Source organism: Candidatus Electronema sp. TJ (assembly GCF_048287355.1).
Lineage (GTDB): Bacteria > Desulfobacterota > Desulfobulbia > Desulfobulbales > Desulfobulbaceae > Electronema.
Window position 1 is genome coordinate 34494 of record NZ_JBLWEP010000001.1, and the last position, 7745, is coordinate 42238.

The 7745-nt window shown below is 58.9% G+C and carries 5 protein-coding genes; 3 read left to right on the plus strand and 2 right to left on the minus strand.

Annotated features, from left to right (window positions below; genetic code table 11):
- Positions 1 to 104: 104 nt before the first annotated feature.
- The 3 genes from ACNKID_RS00190 to ACNKID_RS00200 all read left to right on the plus strand — a co-directional run bounded on the left by ACNKID_RS00190 (position 105) and on the right by ACNKID_RS00200 (position 4493).
- The gene (locus ACNKID_RS00190) at positions 105 to 1304 is read left to right on the plus strand and encodes a DegT/DnrJ/EryC1/StrS family aminotransferase (RefSeq protein WP_417911409.1); all 1200 of its coding nucleotides are present in this window, start codon (positions 105 to 107) and stop codon (positions 1302 to 1304) included.
- 224 nt (positions 1305 to 1528) lie between these two features.
- Complete coding sequence (locus tag ACNKID_RS00195) at positions 1529 to 4156, plus strand: AMP-binding protein (RefSeq protein WP_417911410.1); 2628 nt, start codon at positions 1529 to 1531, stop codon at positions 4154 to 4156.
- Between the two features lie 172 nt (positions 4157 to 4328).
- Positions 4329 to 4493, plus strand: coding sequence for a hypothetical protein (locus ACNKID_RS00200; RefSeq protein WP_417911411.1), 165 nt, complete (start codon positions 4329 to 4331; stop codon positions 4491 to 4493).
- 11 nt (positions 4494 to 4504) lie between these two features.
- On the opposite strand, the gene ACNKID_RS00205 is transcribed toward ACNKID_RS00200, so the two are convergent.
- Both ACNKID_RS00205 and pilB read right to left on the minus strand, forming a co-directional pair.
- The gene (locus ACNKID_RS00205) at positions 4505 to 5299 is read right to left on the minus strand and encodes a glycosyltransferase family 2 protein (RefSeq protein WP_417911412.1); all 795 of its coding nucleotides are present in this window, start codon (positions 5297 to 5299) and stop codon (positions 4505 to 4507) included.
- On the minus strand, positions 5296 to 7608 hold the full coding sequence (pilB, locus tag ACNKID_RS00210; RefSeq protein WP_417911413.1) for a type IV-A pilus assembly ATPase PilB: 2313 nt from the start codon (positions 7606 to 7608) through the stop codon (positions 5296 to 5298). The genes ACNKID_RS00205 and pilB overlap by 4 nt, the downstream gene beginning before the upstream one ends.
- Positions 7609 to 7745: the final 137 nt, after the last annotated feature.

Here is a 7745-nt window from a genome sequence, read left to right on the forward strand (position 1 = left end):
AGGCGTTGCAAGTGAACAATGGGGCGCGGCAAGCGTGCCGCAAGGCGTTTGCAGCGGCAAACGTGACGGTTTCAGATTGAAAGAAGACACAGCGAGGAACGATCATGCCTGGTTTTGAGGTGTTTGGCGAAGAGGAAAAGCGGCAGGCTTTGGAGGTGTTTGACACCGGCGTGCTGTTCCGTTACGAATTCGGGCCGCAGCGCAAGGGTGTGTATAAGGTGCGCGAATTTGAGCAGGCCTTTGCTCAATACACTGGCGCGGATCATGCGCAGGCCGTGACTTCAGGCACCGCCGCGCTCAAGGTGGCCTTGTCCGCGCTGGGCGTGGGCATCGGCGACGAGGTGATTACGCAGGGTTTTACGTTTGTCGCCACCTGGGAGGCGATACTGGATGTCGGCGCGGTGCCGGTGTTCACGGAGATTGATCAGACGCTGAATATGGACCCGGCGGACTTGCAAAAGAAGATAACGCCGAAGACTAAGGCCATCATTCCAGTGCATATGCTTGGCGCGCAGGCGCGAATCAAGGAGATCAAAGCGATTGCCGACCAGCACGGCATTCCGGTGCTTGAAGACACAGCGCAGGCAGCTGGCGGACGGCTGCACGGCCAGCATCTCGGCACCTTCGGCCATTTTGGCACCTTCTCCTTTGACGCAGTAAAGACCATGACCACCGGCGAAGGCGGCATGGTCATCACCAACGACGAGGAATTGTGGCGGTGCTGCTCGGAATATCATGATCACGGCCATGATCATGTCGTCAATCCTGGTGGACGTGGCGGCGAAGGCCGGAGATTCATCGGTTTCAATTACCGGATGATGGAAATACAGGGAGCCATAGGCTTGGCGCAGTTGGCGAAGCTGGATATGATTGTCGCCGAGCAGCGGAAGAACAAGGCCATCCTCAAAGAAGCCGCGTCAAAGCTGGCCGGAGTCAGCTTCCGCGAGATTCTTGACGAGCAGGGCGATTCCGCCACCTTCCTCGCCTTCATTCTGCCCGACAAAGCGCAGGCCGCAAAGGTCAATCAGGTCCTGCGCGAGAACAACGCAGGCGCAATCAATTTCGGTGAAAACACCTGGCATTTCTATCCCTCGTGGGAACATCTGCTCGGCGGCAAAACACTGGCCAAGAACGGCTGGCCGTTCAACGCCCACGGCAAACGCCGGGTGGTTTACGACCCAGCCGCCCTGCCCTCTTCTGCCGAGCTGATGAACAGGACGCTGGTGTATCAAATTCCAGTCAAGCTGGATGAAAACAGACGTGATGTTCTGTTGACAGCCTTGAACAAGGCTGCGGCTGTCTGAGATTCTCTTGCATAAGCCGTAGGGGCGAAAGATTTTTCGCCCCTACATCAAGCATGTGCGCCCTTGCTTGTCCGCCTCGTGATTTTAAAAGCTGTCTGGCCAAGGCGGCTTTTTTATTTTCCCCTTCCTGCCGCACACCAGTTGGAACATCCCGCGCAAAGACTGTATAATAAACACTCAACCGCTGGATTTCCTCCTGCTCCTTTTCTGCTTTGGACTTTGCCATGAACATTCTGCTCAATTTTCTGTTCGCCTGCCTGCTCCGTCTCCGCTACCGCATCCGCGTGGAAGGCTTGCGCGAGATCAAGCGGAGCCTGCGCGACGACCAGCGGCCCATTCTCTTCCTGCCCAATCACCAAGCCCTGATTGATCCGGTGATCATCACCAGCCTGCTCTTCAATGCCTTCGCGCCCAGACCGCTTGCTGACGAGCAGCAGACCAGTCACCCCTTCTTCCGCTGGCTGATGGCTCAGCTGCGGGCCATCCGCATTCCTGATCTCAACACCAGCGGCCAGCAGGTGCGGGAACAGGTTTTCGCCGGCATAGAGGAGATCATGGCCGCGCTCAAGCAGGGCGACAATGTGCTGCTGTATCCATCAGGCAAGATCAGCCGAAGCAATTTGGAGCAGATCGGCGGCAACAGCGGCGCGGCAACAGTTGTGCATGGCGTGCCGGAGGCGCGGATTGTCTTGGTGCGGCTGCGCGGCCTGTGGGGCAGCCGTTTCAGCCGGGCGCGGGGCATTCCTTCTTTGCTGCAAGACATCGGCAAACTCTGTCTGGCAGTGCTGGCCAGCGGCATCTTCTTTCTGCCGAGGCGTAACGTGCAGCTGGAATTCGTTGAACCAGATGATTTCCCTGCCCGCAACGCAGGCAAGCAGGTGATCAACCGTTATCTGGAGGACTTTTACAATCGCGAGCCTGACCGGCACACTGAGCTGCCGCTTTGGTGGTGGCAGGGATATGCGCCAATCTTTCACGAAGAGCGGCAGGCTGCATTCACAGACAAAGACACGAGCAAGATTCCGGCGGCCACACGCGACTTGGTCATGGACAAACTGCGCGAGCTGGCTGGTGCGCAGGAGCTTGCTGAAAGCGACAGTCTCTCTGCTGATCTTGGTTTGGACAGCTTGGTGCTGGCGGAGTTCGGAGCCTGGCTGCAGCAGGAATTCGGCGTGGCGGCAGACAATCTTGAAGTGCTGAAAACCGTGGCTGACTGCGTGCTGGCGGCAGGAGGCATCATGCCGACGCTCGCTGGCGTGGAGCTGAAGCCGGTTTCCGCTGCGTGGTTCGCCGCAGCAGAGGAGCGGACGCTGTCTGTCCCGGACGGCGCGAACATTGCCGAGCTGTTCCTGCGGCAGGCGGAGAAGAATCCCGATCAAGTCATCCTCTCTGATCAGATCAGGGGGGATAAAACCTGGCGGCAGCTCATCCTTGCCATTTATGCCCTGCTGCCGGAGATTGAGCAGCTGCCGGGCCATCGCGTCGGCATCATGCTGCCCGGCTCAGTTGGCGCGGCGGTCACGTGGCTGACTGTGCTCTTCAGCGGCAAGGAGCCGGTGATGGTCAACTGGACCAGCGGTGTGGCCAATATGAAACACTCGCTTGGCGTGGTCGGGGCAACGCATGTCATCACCGCTAAGGCACTGTGCAGCCGCCTGACTGCGCAGGGCATCGAGCTGGAGCAGGTCGGTGCACAGTGGCTGCATCTGGAGGATGTCGCTGCCCGCATCAACGCAGGCCGCAAGCTCGCCGCGCTGCTCAGAAGCTATCTTTCCTGGAGCAAGCTGCGGCAGGCCAATATTGCCGAGAACGCTGCCATCCTCTTCACCTCAGGCTCCGAAGCCCGGCCTAAAGCGGTGCCGCTCACGCACGCCAATTTCCTTGCCAATCTGCGCGACTTCTCAGCGGTGCTCTCGCTTTCCTCCAATGACCGGCTGTTAGGCATCCTGCCGGTCTTTCATTCGCTTGGCTTGGCCGGAACCGTGATCCTGCCGCTTTGCGCTGGGTTGCGCACGGTTTATTGGCCCAATCCGACGGAAGGCGCGATGCTTGCCAAGATGACTGCGGCCTACGGCGCAAGCGTGCTGATCGCCACGCCAACCTTTCTCAACGGGATGCTGCGCACAGGCGCGGCAGAGCAGCTTCGTTCTTTGCGCCTGATCTTCTCCGGCGCGGAGAAGTGCCCGGAGCAGGTCTTTGCTGTCTTGCAGGAGAAATGTCCGCAGGCTCTGCTCTGCGAAGGCTATGGCGTGACCGAATGTGCGCCGGTGGTCTCTGTCAATTCCTTGACCGATCCCAAGCCCGGCACAATAGGAAAGCTGCTGCCCTCGATGCGGCACGTCCTTGTTGATGTGGAAAGCGGCAAGCCAGCAGCTGCGGGCAGGAATGGGCGGCTGCTGGTGCGCGGGCCGAATGTCTTTTCCGGCTATATCGGCGAGGCGAAATCGCCCTTTGTAGAATTTGGCGGCCAGCAATGGTATGACACCGGCGATTTGATGTTTGAGCGCGGCGACGGCGTGCTGGTCTTTGCCGGGCGGCTGAAACGCTTTGTCAAATTAGGCGGGGAGATGATTTCCCTGCCCGCGATTGAGCAGGCCTTGGAGGCGCGGCTTCCGGCAGGCGAGAGCGGGCCTGTGCTGGCTGTGGCTGCTGCTGGCGACGAGCAGCAGCAAGAATTAGTGCTGCTGACCACTTTGTCGGTTGAACGGCAGGAGGTCAACCAGATCATCCGTGAAGCTGGACTTTCGCCGCTGCATAATATCAGGCAGGTGCGGCAGGTGGAGGCGATTCCGCTCTTAGGCAGCGGCAAGGTGGATTACACAGGAATCAGCAGGATGGTGCGAGAGTCTTAGAAAGCATTCGCTGGACGTGTTTTGCTGCGTTTCAGGGTTGCAAGAGGTGTTCAGTCTCTTGTCCAGAAAAAATTCTGAACAGCAGTAAAAAATGTTGAACTTTCTGAACGGAAGCATTATATCATCTAATAGGGAGGAGCCAGCTTGTCAGGGTTGAGGAGCAATGTAGGCCATGTTGGCCTGCGAACAAGAAACCGCAGAGCTGTCCAGAAAAATGAGCCTCCGAGATGCCGTTCATATCCTGATGCTGAGTCCGATCTACTTCTACCTGCCTGTGCCGCAACGCCTGCTGCTGGCCAAGGAGTACTGCTTGGCGGCCAACAGCTTCCGTCGCTGAAATATCCCCTTTCATCCGCGCCGCAGCGGCGGGCTGTCGGGCGGCTGCCAGTCAGCAGTCAGCTCATGCAGCTTGGCATACTTGTACCACGTCCCCTCAAAGTTGCCGAAGGCGATAACAAAACCCGGCCAGCCGTCGAGGATGCCTTTTTTCAAGATGTACATGTGAAAAAAGGACCACAGACCCCGACTGAGAGCGGTGAGCATCCCTGCCCGCCGACCTCGCTGGCGGAGCTTTTCCGCTCCAAGGGTGGAATAGCGGTTGGCTTTGCGGGCCACCTCTTCCAGATTTTTGTAGGGAAACTGCCAGATGGGCTGCTGAAGATAACCGACAGGTTTGTCGGAGATGATCTCGTATTCCTCATGCACCGGGTCGGTTTCCTTGAAGCGCAATGCGCCCTTGCGGAAGAGCTGCGGCTGACGGTAATCAGGATAAAAGCCGGAGTGCTTGATCCAGCAGCCCATGAAGAAGTTGCGCCGGGGGATGTAGTACGCCTCCGCCGCGTCCGACCGGACGATTGCGGCCAGCATCTCGTCCCGCGCTTCCGGGGTGCAGCGCTCGTCAGCATCTAAAGAGAAGATCCAATCGTGCGTGCAGGCGGCCATCGATTGGTTGCGCAGACTGCCAAAGCCCTTGAAGTCGATCTGCACCACCCGTGCGCCCAATGCAGCGGCTATCTCAGCGGTGCCGTCAGTGCTGAAGGAGTCGGCCAAGACAATCTCATCCGCCCAAAGCACGGAATTGACCGCCTGCCGGATCTTGTCCGCCTCGTTCCACGCGATGATGTAGACAGAAATCTTGCTCATCGAGCCGGTCTTGGCGGCGGCATGGCCGGACCGGCTCCGGGAGGCCGCTTGGCTGGCCCGCCGCCTGCCAGCTGGATGACGATATTGTCAGTCTTGCGCAGACGCTTGGACAAGGTCTTGAAAAGATGTCGGGTGATGTCTGGATATTTCTCCAGCAGCTCTGGAAGCTTGTCTCCGGGATACTTCTTCACCTTGCTCCGCCCGATGGAGATCACCGAAGCATAGCGCGGTTCATCAAGGATGCAGGCCATCTCGCCGAAATATTCGCCCGGCTCGGTGATTTCTGCAATCTTCTTGCCCTGCTTGAGCACCGCCACCTTGCCGCGCACTAATTTGTAGAAGTTGCGGTCGTCCTGATTGCCTTCCTGAATGATGATGTCGCCGTCCTCAAACTCCTCCACCGGCGGGCTGACCAAATAAGGCGGCAGGGTGTCCTGCTGAATGACTGTGTTGCCCTCCACCTCCTCAAGGCTGGTCACGCCTTGAAGCGCCTTCAGTATCGCCGCGTTGCGCAGGGTGTACATACCTGACTGCACTGCCACCTTGCGCAGCTGCTCCTCTGAAACTTGCGCCTGAATGGCCTGCGCCACCTCGCTGGTCACCTCAAGCAGCTCGAAGAAGCCGACGCGGCCTTTGTAGCCGCGCCCGTTACAGACCGGGCAGCCTTTCGGGCCGTAGATCTGGAAGCCGGGCTTGTCAATCTGCTCTTCAGTGAAGCCGATCTCTATAAGCCGCTGCCGCTCCACTGTGATCGGCTGCTTGCATTTGGCGCAGAGGCGGCGGCCAAGACGCTGAGCGAGCACCATGGTCAGCGAGCCTGCCAAGATGTAGGGCGGAATGCCGATGTCCACCATGCGGCTGACCGTGGCCACCGCGTCGTTGGTGTGCAGGGTCGAGAAAACCAAGTGGCCGGTCATGGCCGCCTTCATGGCGATCTCAGCGGTGCTGATGTCGCGGATCTCGCCGACCATGATGATGTCCGGGTCTTGGCGGAGGAAGGCCTTCAGGGCGGCAGGGAAGGTCATGCCGACCTCGACGTTGACGTTGACCTGATTGATGCCTTTGAAGTTGAACTCGACCGGGTCTTCAGCGGTGAGGATTTTGATGTCCTCGCTGTTGAGGGAGTTGAGAGCCGAATACAGCGTCACCGTCTTGCCGGAGCCGGTCGGACCGGTGACAAGGAGCAAACCCTGCGGGCGGTTGAGACAGCGCTTGAGGGCCTCGAAGGTGTCCACCTCAAAGCCGAGCTTGGTCAGGTCAACGTTGAGCGAGCCTTTGTCCAAGATACGGAGAACAATGCCTTCGCCGTGCAGCAGCGGCAAGGTGGAGACACGGAAATCCACCGCCTTGTTGCGCCCCAGCCGGATGCTGATGCGGCCGTCCTGCGGCACCCGCCGTTCAGTGATGTTCAGCCCGGCGAGGATCTTCATGCGCGCCGAGAGCGCGTTTTTGATTGTCAGCGGCAGGTTCATCGACTTGTAGAGCGAGCCGTCCTTGCGGTAGCGCACCTGCATGGTCTTCTCAAACGGCTCAATATGAATGTCGCTGACCCCTTCCTGCACCGCCTTGACCAAGATGCCGTTCACCAGCTTGATGATCGGCGCGTCATTGGCCGAGAACTGGCTGAACTTGTCGTCCTCATCGCCGCCGGAGTCCTCAATCTCGAAGTCCTCGGCCGCGTCGGACACCAACGCGCCCCAGTCCTCAACCTGCTCGACCTGATCGCTCTGCTCCTCTTCGTGGCTACCGGAAAAGGACTGGTACTCCTCGTCTGATATTTTGTAATAGGTCCGGTATGCGTCAATAATGTTCCGCCTGGTGGAGACGCAGACGTTGAGGGCCAGCTTGAGACTGTTCTGCAGCTCCTCAACCTCCAGCGCGTCCGTTGGCTCGGCCATGGTGATCTGGAGAGTGTCGCCGGCCAGCCGGAGCGGGAAGGCCAGATACTGCTTGGCCATCTCGTAAGGCATCAGCTTGAGCGCGTCTGGACTCGGCACCTCCTCGGCGATGTTGACCGCAGTGTAGCCGTGCTGCCTGCTGAGGAAGTTGGCAATGGTGTCTTCCTCAATCAGGCCGCTGTCGAGCAGTATCTTCCCCAGCCGCTCGTTGTTCTTTTTCTGTATCGTCTGCGCGTTGGTGAACTCGGCGGAGGTGATGTAGCCCGCCTTCTGCAGCAGCTCGCCGATTTTCAGCTTGCCGGCCCCGGTCTGATCCTTGACCGTCCGCTTCAAGGCTCCCTTCTGATCTGCTGCTCCTCCGCTTGCCGCCGCCTTTTTGACCGGCGGTGCTGTGGGCTTCTTGTTGTCCATAGTTTTTCGAGCTGTTCTCCCTGCGTGCTGAGTGCCTTTTCTGTAAAGTCTGGATGTATCTTACAGCAAAAGAAAACAGGCCGGAAGATTTTTTTGTCGCTTGGCCCGCCGCTTCGCGCTTTGCCGCCCGCGCCGCA